Genomic DNA, 17816 nt, shown 5'->3' on the forward strand with positions numbered 1-17816 from the left:
TTGGCTTGGAATCGGTTATCGGTGATCCGGAAATCCTGCTCGAATTGGCCGTTCAACGGATGCCTTTTGGAAAGTATAAAGGCATCCTGTTGATCGATTTGCCGGAACCCTATGTGGTCTGGTTTGCGCAAAAAGGATTCCCTCAAGGGCATTTAGGAATGCAGCTGAGCCTGCTGCACGAGATTAAAGTGAACGGTCTGGAATCACTGGTCAGGGCTTGTGCAGAAGATTTGAAACCGCATCGCTAAACCTAAAAAGGCACAACAGTATCGTTTCGTCACTCCAAATTAACGATAGGCAGTAAGCGTTGATGGTTTTAGGACTGTAATCCGAACAGTCGAAACTAATATGCCACGCCTCTGTGCTGGCCCTGGAATTGGAGGAATGGTATCTCTGATCTCTTGTTGCTGATGCCCAGAGCAGTTACTCGGTAGCGCTGGTGTTTCAAATTTTCTGAACAGCTGGCGGGTGGAAGCAGCCGAAGCTCGCTGGTTTCAGCACCATAGCTGTGTATAATCATTGACAGATAACAAAAGGGTGGTCCGGATGTAGGCCATTCGAAGCTGAGCACCCAAGGGTGTATAGGAACAAGCGATGAGTATTGATGTAGGTGCCCGTTTAAAAGAGGTTCGTACCCAAAAAAAGCTATCCCAGCGTGAGTTGGCTAAACGAGCGGGTGTTACCAACAGTACGATCTCATTGATTGAGCAAAACCGGGTCAGCCCATCGGTTAGTTCATTAAAGAAAGTCCTCGATGGCCTGCCGATGCAATTACAGGAATTTTTCTCCCTGGACGTTCCGGAGAAAAAGCAGGTCTTTTACCCGGCAGGAGAAATGCCCGATTTAGGCCACGGTGAAATCAGTCTCTGCCTGGTCGGCCATAACCACCCGAATCGTACCCTGTCTCTTTTACACGAAACTTACCCGCCGAATTCCGATACCGGATCGGAAATGTTGACCCATGACGGTCAAGAAGGTGGCGTTATTGTTCAGGGTGAAATTGAACTCACCGTGGATGGGGAAATAAAAGTACTTTCTCCGGGTGATGGTTATTTCTTCGACAGTAATCTCCCACACCGTTTCCGTAATATTGGCGATGTGGATTGCGTAATCGTCAGTGCAAACAACCCGCCGTCGCTATAACAGTTTCTGGTTGTTTTTTAAACAAGGCGCCTTAAGGCGCCTTTTTTATTTATGCTGATCCGGCAAATGGGATGAAAAAAAATTCCGCCTTAGGGTTAAGGGCGGCAAAGTGTTGCCGATAGGAATAATAATGAAATAAACCGCCGATAAAGATTGACGGTTTAATAAAGGTTTATAAAATAGCGCGCCGCCAGTTAAAGTTGGAAAGATAATTGCATTTGACTTAGCTAGCGTGACTTATTTAGCCCGACTTAACTGATTACCAGATTCAAGACTGTCCATGCTGGAACTAGACAAATCGATGATCGTCGCCCTCGATATCGGCACCTCCAAGGTGGTGGCGCTGGTGGGAGAAGTGGGCCCGGATGGCACGATCGAAGTGGTCGGTATCGGTTCGCACCCATCCCGGGGTCTGAAGAAAGGGGTGGTGGTCAATATCGAGTCGACCGTGCATTCGATCCAACGGGCCGTGGAAGAGGCCGAGCTGATGGCCGGCTGCAAGATCCACTCGGTCACGGTAGGTATCGCCGGTAGCCATATCAGTTCGATGAACTCCCACGGTATTGTCGCGATCCGCGACGGTGAAGTGGTCGAGCAGGACCTGGACCGGGTTATCGACGCGGCTCGCGCTGTCGCGATTCCGGCGGATCAGAAGATCCTCCATATCCTGCCGCAGGAATACGTGATCGATAACGAAGAGGGGATCAAGGAACCGCTGGGGATGTCCGGTATCCGCCTCGAAGCCAAGGTCCACCTGGTCACCGGCGCGGTCAACGCGGCCCAGAATATCGACAAGTGCGTCCAGCGTTGCGGCCTGGAAGTCGACAACATGGTGCTCGAGCAGGTTGCCTCAAGCTACGCGGTGCTGACCGAGGACGAAAAAGAACTCGGCGTCTGCATGGTCGATATCGGCGGCGGCACCACTGACATCGCGATCTTCACTGGCGGTGCTATTCGCCATACCGCGGTGATCCCGATCGCCGGCGATCAGGTCACCAGCGATATCGCCATGGCATTGCGGACCCCGACCCCGCACGCCGAAGACCTGAAGATCAAATACGCCTGTGCACTGGCACAACTGGCCAGTGCCGACCAAGTGGTCAAGGTGCCGAGCATCGGTGATCGCCCGCCGCGGGATCTGAGCTGCCAGGCCCTGGCCGAAGTGGTCGAGCCTCGTTACGACGAGCTGTTCTCACTGGTTCAGGCCGAACTGCGTCGCAGCGGTTTCGAAGACCTGGTTGCGGCCGGTATCGTGCTGACCGGCGGCACCGCGCGGATGGAAGGCGCGGTAGAACTGGCCGAGGAGATTTTCCATATGCCGGTTCGACTGGCCAAGCCGCAGGGCGTGGTTGGATTGGAAGATATTCTGCATAGCTCGATCTACGCCACCGGCGTGGGTCTGCTGCAGTATGCCGAGAAAGAGCTGCCGGCTAACGGTGGTTCGGCGATGGATGGGCGCCGCCTGCCGGGTATTGACCCGCAATTGGCCAACCGGCGCAATGTGATCAGTCGGATGAAGGGCTGGTTTCAGAACAATTTTTAGCGGCTGCAAGTCGCACCAAACACCCGCATGAGGTGTGAAAAGAAATAACTATAAGGCCAGGAAAGGCCAGAGCGTATTACACAAGTTAAGAAATAGGTTTAAGGGGAGAAGACAATGTTTGAACTGGTAGATCACGTACCGCAGAACGCCGTGATTAAAGTGATCGGTGTTGGCGGCGGCGGTGGTAATGCGGTTCAGCATATGCTGACCAGCGAAATTGAAGGCGTCGATTTTATCTGCGCCAACACCGATGCCCAGGCGCTACAGAACCTGACCGAAGCCAGCGTGCTGCATATCGGCGGAGAGCTGACCAAAGGGCTGGGTGCCGGTGCTAATCCGGAGATCGGTCGTCAGGCGGCGATCGAAGACCGTGAGCGGATTGCCGAAATGTTGCATGGCGCGGATATGGTGTTTATCACCGCCGGCATGGGCGGCGGTACCGGAACCGGTGGCGCGCCGATCGTGGCGGAGATTGCCAAAGAACTGGGCATTCTGACCGTTGCCGTGGTGACCAAGCCGTTCCCGTTTGAAGGTCGCCGCCGTATGGGTGTGGCCGACGAGGGACTGAAGGCGCTGGCTGAGAGCGTCGACTCGCTGATCACCATTCCGAATGAAAAGCTGCTGAAGGTGATGGGCCCCAGCGCCAAGCTGACCGACGCCTTCAAAGAAGCCAATGGTGTACTGCAGGGTGCCGTACAGGGAATTGCCGATCTGATTATCCGTCCTGGCATGATCAACGTCGACTTTGCCGACGTGAAGACCGTGATGTCGGAGATGGGCATGGCGATGATGGGCACCGGCTTTGCCACTGGTGCAGATCGTGCCCGCGAAGCGGCCGAAGCGGCGATCCGCTGCCCGTTGCTGGAAGATATCAACCTCCAGGGCGCGCGCGGCATTCTGGTCAATATCACCGCGGGTCTGGACCTGAGCCTGGGTGAGTTCAGCGAGGTGGGCGACACCATCGAAGAGTTCGCCTCCGACAATGCGACCGTGGTAGTCGGTACAGTAATCGATCCGGAGATGACCGAAGAGCTGCGGGTTACTGTGGTAGCGACCGGCCTGGGTAATCGTGAAGCGACTCCGATGCAGGTCGTATCCAACAAGGCCAAGACAACCAAGAGTGATGGCACTCTGGATTTTAACCAGCTGGAGCTGCCGACGGTTAATCGTGAAAAGGGTCGTGTGTCCCGCAACGTGGCAGAAAAGCCGCAAGCACAACCGCAATCCAAGCCGATGCCCACTCAAATGGAGCTGGGTAAAACCGGTACCGACGACGATCTGGAATACCTGGATATCCCAGCCTTCCTACGTCGCCAAGCCGATTGATTCGGTAGGTTTTTCGAGCCCGGGGGCTACCTTCTTCCCAGCTCCTGGGCTTTTTTTATCCAAATAGCCTCGGTAACAAAGATGCTGCTGAAAAAGTTGCAAAAAAACCTGCCGAATCGCTGCTTTGGGTTTGCCTTTTTCAGGTCATTCATTTAAATTACGCGCTCCTCGAAACCGAGGGCAACGTCGAAGTTTACGGCGACGCTAAACATCCGCTGCGATGAACGTAAACAACAAAACGGTGAGGTGTCCGAGTGGTCGAAGGAGCACGCCTGGAAAGTGTGTATGTCGAAAGGCATCGAGGGTTCGAATCCCTCCCTCACCGCCACTTCTTTTTTCTCTTTATTGCTTAAACCCAACTTCCTGTTAAGTCGCTAGGCTGTTCAAGCTGCGGTGCATTTGCGTGCTTTGATTTCGGCACTGGCGAGTCGTCCGTTGTGGATCCTCAAGCGGTACGAGTTCTCCTATCCCTCCTAAAAAAGCCGCGATTGTCAGATTAGTTTCGCTAGATCAGCGGCTGGAAATCCGCCTGAGGATAGCCATCAAGGCTTGAATTGGTGAATCAAGCAGTTCAGCTATTCGATCAACTTTTTAGTCAACTATGTCCTGTACATGACTTGCTTGGGCTGGTTGCTATAAGCTGTCGTATGGCTCTGAAGTTGATCTCTTTACGGATGGATAATTATGCCGATAAAAATTCCGGACCTGTTACCTGCTGTGGATGTGCTTGGGTCAGAGAATATTTTTGTCATGACCGAAACCCGGGCCATGCACCAGGATATTCGTCCGATCAAGCTGATCATCCTGAACTTGATGCCCAAGAAGATAGAAACAGAAAACCAGCTGATCAGGCTGCTGTCGAATACCCCCTTGCAGATCGATATTGAATTACTGCGTATCGATCAACGGGAGAGCAAGAACACCCCGGCCAAACACCTGAACAGTTTCTATCGCAGCTTCGAGCAGATTAAAGATAACTATTATGACGGGATGATCATTACCGGGGCGCCGCTGGGGCTGACGGATTTCGAAGATATCGTCTACTGGGACAGGGTGGAGGAGGTCATCCACTGGACACGTGATCATGTGACCTCGACGATGTTTCTCTGCTGGGCGGTGCAGGCCGCTTTAAAGGTGCTCTTTGATCTGCCCAAACAGACTCGGCAGCAAAAGCTGTCGGGCGTCTATGGCCATCAGATTCTGGTGCAGCACGATCCGTTGATCCGCGGTTTTGATGATCAGTTTCTGGTACCTCAGTCCCGTAACGCGGCTTTTCCGGTGAGCTTCATCAATAACCATACCGACCTGCACTTGCTCGCCAGTTCAGAGGAAGCCGGGGCTTATCTGATGGCCAGCAGTGACCGGCGTCAGGTTTATGTAACCGGTCACCCGGAATATGATGCGGAGACGCTGGCGCAGGAGTATTGGCGCGATAAGGACGCAGGCCTGGATCCTGCGGTTCCGCTCAACTATTTTCCCGACGATGATCCTGAAGCGAAACCGAGAAACAAATGGCGTAGCCATGCCAATCTTCTGTTCGCTAACTGGCTGAATTACTACGTTTACCAGATAACCCCCTACGAGCTTGGGGCGGAATAGATCTTTAGATCTGAGATCAATACAAAAGGAGGCCTCGCCTCCTTTTTTCGTTCTGGGGGCTCAAAAAAGACTTCGCTGGAATGCAGGGGCCGCCACGGCTGTTCGCCCGGTAGCCGCGCGATGGATTCCTAACCTCAACTGATGTCCGGTCTGTGCTCTCAAACCATGACTGTACCGATCATCTTGGATTGGATAAGCCAGGTTAATACGTTGATTTATTAGTGTTAAAAAGATCTATGCCGAAAAGTAACCGGTTGTGTCAAAAACGGCATTGGTCATCGGAAGTTAGCTGCTTTTATGATGGTTACATGCTCAATTTTGGCTTGAGACCACAATAATAAACAAAGGTAACTCCGATGCATTTGTCCCGTTTTCCCCGCCTCCACTTTGCCCACCTAGCCACGCCGCTCGAACCCATGGAAAGCTTAAGCAAGCACTTGGGTGGCCCAACGTTATGGATCAAGCGCGATGACTGCACTGGCTTGGCCGGTGGCGGTAACAAGACCCGTAAGCTCGAATTCCTGATGGGCGATGCGGTGGCGCAGGGGGCGGATACGATCATTACCCAGGGGGCGACCCAGTCCAACCATGCCCGTCAGACCGCTGCCATCGCGACCAAGATGGGAATGGCGTGCCATATCCTGCTGGAGGATCGTACCGGCAGTAAGGATGTGGATTACAACTACAACGGCAACGTGCTGCTGGACCAGCTGTTTGGTGCATCGCTGAGCAAGTTTCCCGCTGCCACCGATATGAATGCGGCGATGGAAACGCTGGCCGAAAAGCTACGCGCCGAGGGTAAGAAGCCCTACATTATCCCTGGCGGCGGCTCCAACCCGGTGGGGGCGCTGGGTTATGTCAACGCGGCGATGGAGCTGTTGACCCAGGCTAACGATCGCGGCCTGAAGATCGACCGGGTGGTCCATGCCACCGGTAGTGCCGGTACCCAGGCGGGCCTGGTGACGGGGCTGGCGGCGACCAACAGCCAGATACCGGTATTGGGTATCGGTGTTCGGGTTCCCCGCGAAACTCAGGAGGCCAATGTATTCCGGTTGGCCGAACATACTGCCGAGCACTTGGGCATTGCCGGGGTGGTCAAGCGTGAAGATGTGGTTGCCAACTGTGACTATGTCGGCGACGGTTACGGCATTCCGACCGACAGCGCGATGGAAGCGATCGAGCTGTTTGCCCGCCACGAATCGATCCTGTTGGATCCGGTTTATTCCGCCAAAGGGGCGGCGGGTCTGATCGACCTGATCCGCAAGGGCCACTTCGACAAGGATGAGAACATCGTGTTCCTGCACACCGGCGGCAGCCAGGCGTTGTTCGGCTACCGTGAGGCATTTGGGTTCGCCGATTACGACGCCTAACATCATTCAAAACCGGGCCTGACAGTAAGAATAATAAGAGGTATTCCATGGAATATTTGAAGCAGGCGGTTTCTGCCTCGGTCGTTGCCGACGAAGATGAAAAGATCCAGACGACCGTGAAAGCGATGTTGCAGCGTATTCAGGAGGAGGGTGAAGCCGCCGTCCGCGCCTTCGCTCAGCAGTTCGATAGTTGGCAGGGGGATTTTATTCTCAGCGATGAGAAGCGTCAGGCGCTGATCGCCGAGGTGCCCCAGAGCGTCAAAGATGATATCGATTTTGCCCATCGCCAGATTAAGCGCTTTGCCGAGGCCCAACGCGACAGCCTGGTAGGTTTTGAGATCGAAACCGAGCCCGGCGTGCGCTTGGGGCAGCGGATCATTCCGGTCCAGTGCGCCGGTTGCTATGTGCCGGGGGGGCGCTACGCTCATGCCGCGTCGGCCCTGATGAGTGTGGCAACGGCGAAAGCGGCCGGGGTGCCTTTTATCGTGGCCTGTTCGCCGCCGCGCGGTAGCAGCATTAATCCGGCGGTCGCCTACGCGATGCATGTGGCTGGCGCCGATGTAATTCTGGAGATGGGCGGGGTCCACGCGGTGGCAACCATGGCCAATGGCCTGTTCACCGGTAAGCCGGCAGATATTCTGGTCGGCCCCGGCAATGCCTATGTCGCCGAAGCCAAGCGGATGCTGTTTGGTTCGGTGGGCATTGATGTGTTTGCCGGCCCCACCGAGTCAGCCATCATCGCCGATAAGACCGCCGATCCGATGACCATCGCCGTGGATCTGGTGTCGCAAGCCGAGCATGGTCCCAACTCTCCGGTATGGCTCTTCACCGATTGCCGTGAGCTGGGCGAAAAAGTACGGGAGATCATGCCGCAGGTGATTGCGGATATGCCCAATGCCGATGTCTGCGAAGCGGCTTGGCGCGACCATGGCGTGATCGTGCTGGGTAAGGATCGACAGGAGCTGGTTCAGATCAGCGATGCCTATGCCTGCGAGCATCTACAGGTGCTGGCCGAGGATCTGGAGTGGTGGAAGGAGAATCTCAACAACTACGGCTCACTGTTCCTGGGTGAAGGCAGTACCGTCTCCCAAGGGGATAAGTGCTCCGGTACTAACCACATCCTGCCGACCAAAAAAGCCGCACGCTACAGCGGTGGCCTCAATGTGCAGAAGTTCATGAAGGTGCTGACCTATCAGGAGCTGAGCGAAGAAGCGAACCTGGCCTTCAGCGGAGCCGGTTCTCGCATCTCCCGGACCGAAGGCATGGAAGGTCATGCGCGAGCCTGCGATTGGCGTCTGCGTAAATTCTTCCCGGATCAACAGTGGGATTTCCCCGTTTACGATCAAAAGCGTTATGACTGAAGCTATGGCTGAGTTGTTGAATAAGGAGCGCCGCGTGAAAGTGTTCGAGAAGTCTTTTACCCAGCAGGAGAGCATCCCGGAACAGGGGATCGCTGCCGCCATCGAGGTGATGCGCTCGGGGCGACTGCACCGCTATAACACCCTGCCGGATGAGAAAAGCGAGACCGACCTGTTGGAGCTGGAGTTCGCCGACTATCAGGGGGTTCCTTACTGCCTGGCCTGTTCCTCGGGGGGCTATGCGCTGCACGTGGCGATGCGGGCGGCGGGGGTTCAAGCCGGGGATAAGGTGCTCTGTAACGCCTTTACCTTGGCGCCGGTACCTGGGGCGATCCATAACAGCGGCGCGGTGCCGGTGTTGGTGGATGTGGCCGACGACTACTGTATCGACCTGGACGATTTGGAATCGAAGGCCGATGCATCGGGTGCCAAGTACCTGATGCTGTCCCATATGCGCGGCCATCTGGCCGACATGGACCGGATCATGGCGATCTGCGAGCGCTTCGGACTGTTCCTGATCGAAGACTGCGCCCATACCATGGGGGCAAGCTGGAACGGTCGCAAGAGCGGCACCTTCGGCGATGTGGCCTGTTTCAGTGCCCAGACCTATAAGCACATCAACTCGGGTGAGGGCGGGTTTCTGACCACGCGACATCCCGAGGTGATGGCGCGGGCGATTATGCACTCGGGCTCCTACATGTTGTTCGAGCGCCACTTTAGCGCCCCGCCTCCAGAAACCTTCGAGCAGATCCGCTACCAAACACCGAACTACAGCGGTCGGATGGACAACTTACGGGCCGCCATCCTGCGGCCGCAGATCGCCGACCTGGACAGCCAGTGCGAGCGTTGGAATCAGCGCTATCGGCTGATTGAGCAAACGCTGGCTGACTGCGCTTCGGTCAGTATCCCCGCACGGCCCGAGGCGGAGCACTTTGTCGGCAGCTCGATCCAATTCTCACTGCCGCAGTTCAACGTTGAACAGATTCAGGCCGTAGTCGAGCGTTGTGCTGAACGGGGCGTTGTTTTGAAATGGTTCGGAGACGCCGTCCCCCGCGATTACACCAGCCGCTATGACAGCTGGCGCTATATCCAGGAGATGCCGCAGCTGCCCAAAACCGAGCAGATTCTCTCGACGCTTTTGGATATGCGCATCCCGCTGACGTTCAGCGAACAGGATTGCACCCTGATTGCCGAGATTATCGTTGAGGTTGCTGCTGAGGTCGCCGAGGAGTCTCAGCCGTGACTCCGATGCCGAACCAGAAGCCAAAAACCGTCGGGATTATCGGTGGGATGGGTCCCGAAGCGACGGTCGATCTGATGCGGCGGGTGATCGAGCTGACCCCGGCCAGCGACGATGCCGATCATATCCGCATGCTGGTGGACAACAACCCCAAGGTGCCGTCGCGAATCAAAGCGTTGATCGACGGTGACGGTGAGAGCCCTGCTCCCTGTCTGATCGAGATGGCCCAGGGGTTGGAGCGGCAGGGCGCCGACTTCCTGGTGATTCCCTGCAATACCGCCCACCACTACTACCCGGAGGTTGCTGCGTCGGTGGAGATTCCGGTGCTGAACCTGATCGAGCTGACCGCCAATGCGGCCAAGGAGCAGCAACCGGCGTTGGAGCGGGTAGGGTTGCTGGCCTCGAGCGCACTGCAGCGGATCCATCTGTATGAGCCCTGGTTCGAAGCGCTGCGGGTAAAGATTCTCTATCCCAGCCAACAGCCGGCGGTGATGGAGCTGATCCGAGCCGTGAAGGCCAAGCAGCAGACGGCACAGCAACTGGAAGCCTATAACCGGGCGGCCGAGGAGCTAGCCCAGCAAGGCGCGCAGTGCCTGGTGGTTGCCTGCACCGAACTGTCGGTGATTGGCGAGCAGCTGCAAACCCCATTGCCGGTTTATGACGCGTCCGAATTGCTGGCCAAAGCGATCGTACGCAGCGCGTTAGACACCAGTTAGCGTCATTCACAGAGTCATTTAAATTCGATCCTGACCTTGCTTGGGAGGGCATCGATCGACCTTACAAACACTCAGAACAGATTTAGAAGGGGGAAGACGAATCCTTTGAATTAGGGAACCTGCGAGCAAGTCTCTGCGGCTTCTGCAAGCGCCTGAAAAGTGCAAATCCTAGGCGTAATCTGCAGGTAATGGCCGTAGCCCTTAGCAAAGGTTACAACAACGGAGTTGCACTTTTCAGGCCTTGCCCAAAGGGGCTTACAGCATGATCCGCACTCCGTGTTGCCGCTTTTTGCAAGGTCTGGACATTACGGCAAAGCGACGCCTTGATTGCGAATCAAGCTGTAAGCCAGAAGCTCGCAAGGACTTATTCGCAGGTTCCTTAGCTCACAGCTGTAACTCTGAATCGCAAGATCTCATTACAAATACAATAAAGGTGATAACCATGAAGAGTACTAAGTTTGCAAAAGCCATCTCACTAACCGCGGGGCTGCTGCTGTCAGCCGGTAGTTACGCGGCGACGACCTGGAATATGGCGGTCGGCGATGGTGGCGGCAGCGCCCAGGAAGCGCTGGGGCTTAAGTTCAGCGAACTGCTGTCGCAGAAAACCGGCGGTAAGTTCGATGCCAAGCTGTTTGTAAACGGCCAGTTGGGGTCCGAGCAGACCACCGTTAACGAAGCGGCGATGGGTACCCTCGACCTGTCGATCATTGCCAGCAACAACCTGTCTCCGTTCTCGCCGTCGATGGGTATCCTGTCGCTGCCCTACGTGTTCGAAAATATCGGCCAGGCCCAGACCGTCGTCGAGGGTCCCATTGGTGAGCAACTGGTCAAGGATGCGATCGAGAATGCCAACGTTCGCGTGTTGGCCTGGACCTACTCCGGTTACCGCGTTTTCACCAACTCCAAGCGTCCGGTCAAGAAACTCGATGATCTTGAAGGGCTGGTGGTCCGGGTGCCGAAGAACGAGATCATGATCGATACCTACAAGTCCTGGGGCATCAACCCGACTCCGATGGCCTGGTCCGAGACGTTCACTGCCCTGCAGCAGAAGGTTGTTGATGGCCAGGATACCCCGTATGCCGCGATCTATTCGATGAAGTTCGGTGAAGTGCAGAAGTACCTGACCGATATCCACTACCTGTTCCTGCTGGAGCCGCTGATCATTTCAGAATCGCTGTTCCAGGAGCAGAAGCCGGAAGTGCAGCAGGCGCTTCTGGACGCGGGTAAAGAAGCCACCGCCTACAGCCTGGATTGGCTGCAGGGCAAAGAGGCGATGATCAAGAAGGAGCTGATCGAGCAGTACGACATGCAGATCGATGCGCTGGAAGACGAAGCCGAGTGGGCTAAGCGCGCGCAGCAAGCGGTATGGCCCAAGTTCTACGACCAGATCGGCGGTAAAGAGAAAGTGAATGAGCTGCTTCGGGCGCTGGGGCGCGACGAAGTCTAACCGCAGCTCGACGCTGTTGTTCCGTTAAAGGGATGTCATACGATTCCCCGCCTTTATGGCGGGGTTTTTTCGTCTTGGCGATGGCTTCGATAGGATGCTTAGGAATAACCCGGGTTATAGAGCTCGGCCAGATAGTGCCAGAAGGTGTTGGCGATGGCCGAATGGGTCCCCTTGAAACGGTATAGTTTGATGGTCAGATCAACCGAGGCCATGGGTGCATCGAGGATCGCCATACTGCCCTGACTCAGCTCTTTCTCCACCAGGCAGCGCGGTAGCCAGGCAATGCCGAACCCTTTCTCCACCAAGGCCTTGAGGCCTTCCGCCAGCGCGTTCTCACACACCTTCTGAGTCTCCAGCTGACCCTCGAGCTGGGGCATGCATTCGCGCAGGATCAGGCGGCCGAAGAAGGATTCTTTGGGGTAGGACAGCAGTCGCAGGGGGGCTTGCTGAGAGACCGAAAACACCGGCTCGCCATCGGCTTTGACGGCGGTGACGGGGACCAGGCGATCCGTGCCCACCTGGATGCACTCGATATCCTCCCGCTCGAGCTGATTGAAGATATCCGGGGACGAGAAACAGAGTAAAAAATCGCCGGTTCCGGCCAGGAAAGACTCCAGCGAGTCGTGCAGATTACCCGCGTTCACCTTGACCAGCGCATCGCCGGTCAACGGCTCGATGCTTTGCAGCCAGTTGGGCAGAAAGGACACCGCCAGCGAATGCTGGGACATCATCACCATCGCATCCTGATCGCTGGCCATGGATTTCAGCTGATCACGGCAACCGTAGATCTGGGTACGCAGGCTTTCGGCCTGCTCCAGAAACTCCAACCCGGCCTCGGTGAAACTGGTGGGGTAGCGGGTCCGGTCGACCAGGCTGACCCCCAGCCAGTTTTCCAGCGAACGTATCCGGCGGCTAAAGGCCGGCTGGGTCACAAAGCGTGCTGCCGCGGCCTTGGAAAAGCTGCCGTGTTTGGCCAACGCCAGAAAGTCTTCCAGCCATTTGAGTTCCATAACCCCTCCGTTTTCAAGACATTACCATGGGTATGCCGAAAAGTAACCGGTGAGCGAAGGGCGGTCTGGCAAGGGCATAGAAGCCCGAGTTATTTGGCGCTCAGACGCTCGCGCCCGTGGGGCTGATCCAGCGCCAGCACAGGCCCGGTCGGTACGATGCCGGTGGGGTTGATGCTGGTGTGGCTGCGGTAGTAGTGATCCTTGATATGGGCCATATCCACGGTCTGGGCCATGCCCGGCCACTGGTACAGCTCGCGCAGATAGCCGCTGAGGTTGGGATAGTCGGCGAGCTGCTTCAGGTTGCATTTGAAGTGGCCGTGGTAGACCGGATCGAACCGCACCAGGGTGGTGAACAGACGCCAGTCGGCTTCGGTAATCTGACTGCCACAGAGGTAGCGCTGCTGGGCCAGTCGCTGTTCCAGCTGATCCAGACAGTCGAACAGCGGCACCACGGCCTGCTCGTAGGCCTGCTGGGTGGTGGCGAAACCGGCCTTGTAGACGCCGTTGTTGATCCGGTCGTAGACCAGCGCGTTGACCGTATCGATCTCGGTGCGCAGCGACTCGGGGTACGAGGGGTAGTAGTCGCCCGGCTTGGCACCGAGATGATCGAAGGCGCTGTTGAGCATCCGGATGATTTCGGCCGATTCGTTGTTGACGATGGTTTGGCGCTGCTTGTCCCACAGCACCGGCACGGTCACCCGGCCTGAGTAATGGGGATCGGCCTGGGTATAGACCTGGTGCAGGTAATCAGCCTGCATCAGCGGATCACCAACCAGCTCGGCGCTGGGGCCGGGCTCCGGTGCGAAGGTCCAGCCCTGTTCGGCCATCAGCGGGTTAACGGCCGAGACGCTGATCATCGACTCCAGGCCTTTCAGGGCGCGGAAGATCAGGGTGCGGTGAGCCCAGGGGCAGGCCAGCGACACATACAGGTGGTAGCGCCCCGGCTCGGCCTTGAAGCCGCCTTCGCCACTGATGCCGGCGCTGCCATCCGCAGTGATCCAGTTGCGGAACTGGGATTCGGAACGGACGAAGCGACCGTCGTTGGCGTCGGTGTCGTACCAGCGGTCATGCCACTGGCCGTCGATAAGAAGTCCCATGCTGTTCTCCTTGAGTGGTCTAACCGAATTTACGGCAGCTCGAACAGCAAGGCCTCGGCCTGCTGGTCTGCTGTCAGGCTGAGCTGTGTTTCGCCGCTGAGGGTGGCGCCGTCCCCGGCTTCCATCGGCACATTGTTGACTGCCAGCGTGCCCCGCGCGAGCTGCAGGTAATAGGTACGATCCGGCTCGGCGTTGAACTGCGCCGTCTCGTTATCCAGTTTGATCTGGTAAAGGCTGGCCTGCTGGTGGATCGGCAGCGAGCCGTCACGGCCATCGGGGGAGACCAGCAGGGTGATGCCCTGGCTGTCGGAAAAATCTTTCTGGTCGTAGCGTGGCGTGACGCCGCGCTGGTTCGGCTGAATCCAGATCTGCAGCAGGTGCAACTGCTTGGTGTCAGACGGGTTGAACTCGCTGTGCAGAATCCCGCTGCCGGCACTCATCGCCTGGACCTCGCCGGCCCGCAGCACACTGTGGGAGCCCATGGTATCGCGGTGCTCGATCTGGCCCTGCATCACATAAGTGATGATCTCCATATCCCGGTGCGGGTGGGGTTCGAAACCGGCGCCGGGATCGATCCAGTCCTCGTTGATCACCCGCAGGCTTGAGACCCCCATATGCGCAGGGTCGTAGTACTCGGCAAAGGAAAAGCTGTGGCGCGAGTCCAACCAGCCGTGGTTGGCGTGGCCGCGTTCGAGTGAGGGTCGTAGAGTCAGCATCGGGTTTATCTCCCTGTCGGCGGTATCAGCTTCGATAAGCAGGCCGCCATTAATTCGTTATTCAGTTTGCTTGATCGATAGAAAAACTATAAATAAAGGAAGCAGGAAAAAATAACGGAGAGTTTTGATCTAAAGGATCAAATAATTTGAATTATGTATTCACCGATTACGCTGGACGCCTTGCGAGCCCTGGACGCGATCGATCGACGGGGCAGCTTTGCCGCTGCTGCCGATGAACTGCATCGGGTCCCTTCGGCGCTCTCTTACACCATCAGCAAGCTGGAGGAGGACCTCGAACTGGAGCTGTTCGATCGTCGACGACGTAAGGCGGAGCTGACCCCGGTGGGACGCCTGGTGCTGGAGCAGGGGCGTCGGATTCTGCTGGCCACCGAGGAGCTGACCGCACTGGCCAAGCAGGCCGCCGGGGGCTGGGAGGTAGAGTTGCGCATCGCGGTGGATAGCGTGTTCGGTTGCGAGGCGATCTACCCATTGGTTGAAGCGTTTCAACGCTTGCAACCACGCACCGAAGTCCGGTTGATGGAGGAGGTGCTGGCCGGCAGCTGGGATGCGCTGGATTCGGAGCGCTGCGATCTGGTGATCGGCGTCGAGGAGGAGCCGCCGGGCCAGGGGTTCGCAACCCAGGCCTTGGGACAGGTCGCGTTCGACTTCGTGGTGGCCAGCGATCATCCCCTGGCCTCCATGCCGCAACCGCTGTCGCTGGCGACCGTGCAGGCCTATCCCACCCTGGTGGTGGCCGACAGCTCCCGTTCGCTACCGGTGAAATCCACCGGGCTGCTGGACGGTCGCTCCCGGGTGGTCCTGCCGTCGATCGCCGATAAGATCGAAGCCCAGTGTCTGGGCATGGGGGTGGGCTACCTGCCACGACACCGGATTCAGCAGCCGTTGCAGCAGGGCAGGCTCAAAGTGTTGGAGCTGGAGCAACCACGCTCTCCGCAAACCATGTATCTCGCCTGGCGTAAGAGCAACAAAGGCAAGGGCCTGCACTGGTTTATCAAACAGCTCAAAGCAGCCCGGGTCGATCTGCAGCAGGGCCTGCTGCTGAGCTGAGCTGGAAAAACTGCCTGGGGGTTACTGAGTCAGATTCCTAGGCCAATGGGATAAACCCTTTCTCGGAATAGGGGTGTTTTCTTTGATGGGAGATTATGAAAGACTGACTCAAGTATCGGTAAGCCAATCGACCGCTCACCGTCGCGCCGAACGCTCAACTATTCGGCAAAGGACTGCAACAATGGAGACGGATGACATGGGCGCGATCCACCCTGAGGCTCTAGTTTCGACGAGCCAATATTTCCAAGAGTCAGAAGCATGGACTGGCGTCCAGCTTTGTCACCGGTCAATTGTAACCCTAGATAAAAAGCATTTGTTAAACGAGTAGTTGCGATACTAAGAGCAAAGCTGGCGGCGTGATAGATGGAGGTCCCGCTAATAATTATTATGAGGACACCGTCTTCATAACCAAACTGTTAGTTGTCTCCTATGCATCGAATAATTCTACTCATATTGATTTCTGTTTTAGTCATTTCGTGTACTAGAAATGAACAGGGGCTACCTCCTGGCTTGAGAGGTGGAGGGTTCAAAATATCAAATCTCCAAGAGCACCAATTTGTGTTGGATGGTATGTCTGAATTATCCATTCCATATGAGATTGGTAAAGACGGCATGGTTAATTTCATGCAAAACGACAAAGCTGCAGTTCTTGGGCTAATCCGAAAGGCTAGGTACGGACAACAATTAAGAAGCAATGTTTTTGAAAGCACTATAGTTTTCGACCAACAGCACTTTGAACTATTAAAAGCTGCATTTGAGGCTGAGAACATTCCATATAGAGATGAGACACTCCAAGGAGCTAGGCGTGTTGAGTGGGTGCAAACGTATGGCCCTCAAGTAGACTTAATTATTCAACAGGTTGGCTTTGAGCGTGCCAAAGGTTACAACTAACAAGAGTGTCAAACGGAGCACAAAAAGCTGTGCTTTTTGTTCCCTATGCTGGGGCTTCGGTGCCCGTTTACATTGGCGTTACAAGGAATAAGGATGTCCCGTGTTTGAAATAGGTAAGGAATACAAACGAAAGACAGAGATACATGGCCCTTACGGTGGCCAGGCTCAAGGTGGAATTTCAACACCAAAGAATTTCCCAGTTGTTTTTGTCTTTACGTCTGATGCAGGTGAGCAACACGGATACAAAGACGAATACCGTGAGGACGGTATTTTTTGGTATACCGGCGAAGGCCAAGTCGGCGACATGAAAATGGCTTCTGGAAACAAGGCCATTCTTGAACATTCCAAAAATAAAAAAACGATTCATGTATTTGAATATACGAAGAAAGCATTTGTCCGATACATAGGCACCGCGGAGTGCTTGGGCTACCACGAAGAAACTCGTCCCGATAGAGAAGGTAATGACAGAAACGTTTTTGTATTTCATCTAGATATAAACTCGGTTGATACAGCCAACCAGGTTTCAGAGCCTTCGGCCAGCTACGGTTCAAAGAACGTTAAAGGCCTAAAAAATAAAAGCCTAAAAGAACTGAGACGGGCTGCGCTGACCAGTAGCCCAATAGGCGCAAGTTCAAAAGCAAAGCGCGAAACCGCCTACTACCGCTCCCAAGCTTTAAAGTTATATGTAGTAGCACGCTCGAAAGGCCTCTGTGAGGGCTGTGGTTCCGGCGCTCCGTTTCAAACTAACAGCGGTCCGTTCCTTGAGTGCCATCATGTGCATCGTCTTGCTGATGGCGGGCCTGATCATCCCGAAAACGTAGTAGCACTGTGCCCCAACTGCCATAGGCGTGCACATTTCGCTAAAGATGCTGTCATCTTTAATAATGAACTTAAAAAAATCGCAGTAGAGGCAGAGAAAAATGCCTTGTAACAAAGCCGTCAACGTTCAGCCCTGCTTCGAAGGGCTAGGATCTTCGCTGCTACGCAGCTTCGACCCGTTACGGTGGCGTTACAAGCCATAATCATATGGAAGTGAAAGTAATCTACACAGGCACGATAGTTGTATTACTAGCAGTGTATTTAATTGGGATTATCCTTTGCCTGACAGATGACGCTTCTGGGAAGCGAAAGCAGCTCGCAGCTTCGATTTTGTTTTGGCCATTCACGCCGGTTATTGAAAACTTCATCAACAGATCTTTAAGTAGTCGTGAAATTCTAGGTCTTGGATTCTTAATCCTAATTACGCTATTAGCAACGATCCTGAATTTTATGGGGATTATAAAATGATGTGT

16 protein-coding genes and 1 tRNA gene are annotated in these 17816 nt (G+C 55.5%); 14 read left to right on the forward strand and 3 right to left on the reverse strand.

What is annotated here, in order from left to right:
* Positions 1-5: 5 nt before the first annotated feature.
* The 11 genes from DV711_RS09755 (at position 6) to DV711_RS09805 (ending at position 11742) form a co-directional block, all read left to right on the forward strand.
* Complete coding sequence (locus DV711_RS09755) at positions 6-248, forward strand: DUF3820 family protein (protein WP_114695474.1); 243 nt, start codon at positions 6-8, stop codon at positions 246-248.
* 346 nt (positions 249-594) lie between these two features.
* Entirely contained in the window at positions 595-1143 is a 549-nt protein-coding gene (locus DV711_RS09760; RefSeq protein ID WP_243633779.1) for a cupin domain-containing protein, read from the forward strand.
* A 280-nt stretch (positions 1144-1423) separates the two neighbouring features.
* Complete coding sequence (gene ftsA / locus DV711_RS09765; protein ID WP_114695475.1) at positions 1424-2686, forward strand: cell division protein FtsA; 1263 nt, start codon at positions 1424-1426, stop codon at positions 2684-2686.
* Between the two features lie 114 nt (positions 2687-2800).
* Positions 2801-4012: a cell division protein FtsZ gene (ftsZ, locus tag DV711_RS09770; protein ID WP_114695476.1), complete on the forward strand. Its 1212-nt coding sequence runs from the start codon at positions 2801-2803 to the stop codon at positions 4010-4012.
* Between the two features lie 240 nt (positions 4013-4252).
* Positions 4253-4340 (forward strand) — tRNA-Ser (locus DV711_RS09775).
* Between the two features lie 356 nt (positions 4341-4696).
* The gene (metA, locus tag DV711_RS09780; protein WP_114695477.1) at positions 4697-5611 is read left to right on the forward strand and encodes a homoserine O-acetyltransferase MetA; all 915 of its coding nucleotides are present in this window, start codon (positions 4697-4699) and stop codon (positions 5609-5611) included.
* A gap of 356 nt (positions 5612-5967) precedes the next feature.
* Positions 5968-6981, forward strand: coding sequence for a D-cysteate sulfo-lyase (cuyA, locus tag DV711_RS09785; RefSeq protein ID WP_114695478.1), 1014 nt, complete (start codon positions 5968-5970; stop codon positions 6979-6981).
* Between the two features lie 47 nt (positions 6982-7028).
* Positions 7029-8342, forward strand: coding sequence for a histidinol dehydrogenase (gene hisD / locus DV711_RS09790; RefSeq protein ID WP_114695479.1), 1314 nt, complete (start codon positions 7029-7031; stop codon positions 8340-8342).
* A complete protein-coding gene (locus DV711_RS09795) occupies positions 8335-9582 on the forward strand; it encodes a DegT/DnrJ/EryC1/StrS family aminotransferase (RefSeq protein WP_243633780.1) in 1248 nt (415 codons plus the stop codon). Before hisD ends, DV711_RS09795 begins: the two co-directional genes overlap by 8 nt.
* A gap of 5 nt (positions 9583-9587) precedes the next feature.
* Positions 9588-10295: a cysteate racemase gene (gene cuyB, locus DV711_RS09800; protein ID WP_114695480.1), complete on the forward strand. Its 708-nt coding sequence runs from the start codon at positions 9588-9590 to the stop codon at positions 10293-10295.
* A 442-nt stretch (positions 10296-10737) separates the two neighbouring features.
* Entirely contained in the window at positions 10738-11742 is a 1005-nt protein-coding gene (locus DV711_RS09805; RefSeq protein WP_114695481.1) for a TRAP transporter substrate-binding protein, read from the forward strand.
* A 98-nt stretch (positions 11743-11840) separates the two neighbouring features.
* Here DV711_RS09805 and DV711_RS09810 read toward each other — a convergent pair whose 3' ends face one another.
* From DV711_RS09810 to DV711_RS09820, 3 genes are all read right to left on the reverse strand, one after another.
* Entirely contained in the window at positions 11841-12752 is a 912-nt protein-coding gene (locus DV711_RS09810) for a LysR substrate-binding domain-containing protein (RefSeq protein WP_114695482.1), read from the reverse strand.
* A gap of 89 nt (positions 12753-12841) precedes the next feature.
* Positions 12842-13849, reverse strand: coding sequence for a glutathione S-transferase family protein (locus tag DV711_RS09815; protein ID WP_114695483.1), 1008 nt, complete (start codon positions 13847-13849; stop codon positions 12842-12844).
* A 29-nt stretch (positions 13850-13878) separates the two neighbouring features.
* Complete coding sequence (locus tag DV711_RS09820; protein WP_114695484.1) at positions 13879-14565, reverse strand: pirin family protein; 687 nt, start codon at positions 14563-14565, stop codon at positions 13879-13881.
* A gap of 153 nt (positions 14566-14718) precedes the next feature.
* Between DV711_RS09820 and DV711_RS09825 the strand changes: the two genes are divergently transcribed.
* From DV711_RS09825 to DV711_RS09835, 3 genes are all read left to right on the forward strand, one after another.
* Positions 14719-15633: a LysR substrate-binding domain-containing protein gene (locus DV711_RS09825; protein WP_114695485.1), complete on the forward strand. Its 915-nt coding sequence runs from the start codon at positions 14719-14721 to the stop codon at positions 15631-15633.
* A gap of 570 nt (positions 15634-16203) precedes the next feature.
* Complete coding sequence (locus tag DV711_RS09830) at positions 16204-16524, forward strand: hypothetical protein (RefSeq protein ID WP_114695486.1); 321 nt, start codon at positions 16204-16206, stop codon at positions 16522-16524.
* A 100-nt stretch (positions 16525-16624) separates the two neighbouring features.
* Positions 16625-17455 (forward strand): HNH endonuclease, encoded by an 831-nt coding sequence (locus DV711_RS09835; protein WP_114695487.1) that lies wholly within the window; start codon positions 16625-16627, stop codon positions 17453-17455.
* Positions 17456-17816 lie beyond the last annotated feature (361 nt).

Source organism: Motiliproteus coralliicola, assembly GCF_003345655.1.
In the GTDB taxonomy this organism is placed as follows: Bacteria; Pseudomonadota; Gammaproteobacteria; order Pseudomonadales; family Balneatricaceae; genus Motiliproteus; species Motiliproteus coralliicola.